General features: G+C 65.5%; 3 protein-coding genes. 2 read left to right on the forward strand and 1 reads right to left on the reverse strand.

The genetic code is table 11. From position 1 onward, the window contains the following. The coding region (locus AB0M20_RS43180) for a carbohydrate ABC transporter permease (RefSeq protein WP_364307262.1) at positions 1–738 on the forward strand (738 nt) is incomplete at its 5' end. A 116-nt stretch (positions 739–854) separates the two neighbouring features. Here AB0M20_RS43180 and AB0M20_RS43185 read toward each other — a convergent pair. Beyond that, entirely contained in the window at positions 855–1,058 is a 204-nt protein-coding gene (locus tag AB0M20_RS43185; protein WP_364307264.1) for a cold-shock protein, read from the reverse strand. A 231-nt stretch (positions 1,059–1,289) separates the two neighbouring features. Between AB0M20_RS43185 and AB0M20_RS43190 the strand changes: the two genes are divergently transcribed. After that, a partial coding sequence (locus AB0M20_RS43190) for a hypothetical protein (RefSeq protein WP_364307266.1) occupies positions 1,290–1,471 on the forward strand: 182 nt, incomplete at its 3' end.

Here is a 1,471-nt window from a genome sequence, read left to right on the forward strand (position 1 = left end):
ATCGTGGCGTCCATCCAGCCCGGCGCCGCGCTGTCCGCGGACATCACGTGGGAGTTCTCGTTCCAGAACTTCGCCGACGTGATGAACTTCGAGACTCTCTACCAGCCGGTGCTCAACTCGGTCATCATCTCCGGCGGGACCTCGATCCTCACCGTGATCGCGGCGGTCTTCGCGGCGTACCCGCTGTCGCGATACCGCAGCCGGTTCGGCCGGATCTTCCTCTACGGCATCCTGTTCTCCACCGGCCTGCCGATCACCGCGGTGATGGTGCCCGTCTACACCATGTACAGCCAGTTCGAGCTGACCGACTCGGTGCCGGCGCTGATTCTCTTCATGTCGGCGTCGTCGCTGCCCTTCGCGATCTGGATGATGAAGAACTTCATGGACGCCGTGCCGGTCAGCCTGGAGGAGGCGGCCTGGACCGACGGCGCCGGGTGGTTCCAATCGCTGCGCCGGATCATCCTGCCGCTGATGGTCCCCGGGCTGACCGTTGTCTTCGTGTTCACCTTCGTGGCGCAGTGGGGCAACTTCTTCGTCCCCTTCATCCTGCTCCAGGCGCCCGAGACCCAGCCGGCGTCGGTGACCATCTACACGTTCTTCTCGACCTACGGCCAAGTGGCGTACGGCCAGCTCGCGGCGTTCGCGATCCTTTACACCGCACCGGTTGTGCTGCTGTACACCGCGATGTCGCGGGTCTTCGCGGGCGCGTTCAGCCTCACCGGAGCGGTCAAGGGCTGACAAGGAGACGGCCGACCATCCCGGGAGATCACGCGGAATCCGCGGATCTACAACCCGGACGATCGGCCGTCACCTTTGCCCGGAGCCACCCGCTAGGGCGTCACCGGGCCGCACTGTCAGAGCGGACGGATGTTCTCCGCCTGCGGGCCCTTGGCGCCCTGGGTGACATCGAACTCGACCCGCTGGTTCTCCTCAAGGGTGCGGAACCCCGAGGTCGCGATGGCGGAGAAGTGCGCGAACACGTCCTTGCCGCCGTCGTCCTGCGTGATGAAGCCGAATCCCTTGTCGCCGTTGAACCACTTGACGGTACCGGTGGCCATTATTTCTCCTTGCCGACTCGTGAGACCCGCACCGTGCGGATCTCGCGCCGCCGCATTGATCGCCCCGGAGCACCGGACACCGACGAAATGAAGAACGCCTGACGGGCCATCATGAACCCATCAGGCGTCAAAACGTCTAACGAAATCAAAACTGCAACCTTGCCAACTTAGCACGGCCCCCGGCGGCAAGCCTCATCCGGGCCGCTGCCGAACATCGTCGATCTTCGATTGATGACCGACACGCGAACCGCGTTCACAATGCCCAGCTACGGCCGGATCGCGGCGACGACGTGGTTGCGGATGGCAGCCATGCCGGCCCCGTCGCGGGTCGGGCTCAGTGCCGCCGGCGCGGCGGCGTTGTGGCCAGGGCGGCAGCCATGCCGGCCCAGTCGCAAGCCCGGCATCGAGCGGCC

Origin of the sequence: Actinoplanes sp. NPDC051633 (genome assembly GCF_040681735.1) — a bacterium.
Taxonomy (GTDB): domain Bacteria; phylum Actinomycetota; class Actinomycetes; order Mycobacteriales; family Micromonosporaceae; genus Actinoplanes.

Excerpts from the sequence above, each read along its gene's own strand:
- AB0M20_RS43185 (WP_364307264.1), bottom strand. The coding sequence starts at position 1,058 with ATGGCCACCGGTACCGTCAAGTGGTTCAACGGCGACAAGGGATTCGGC.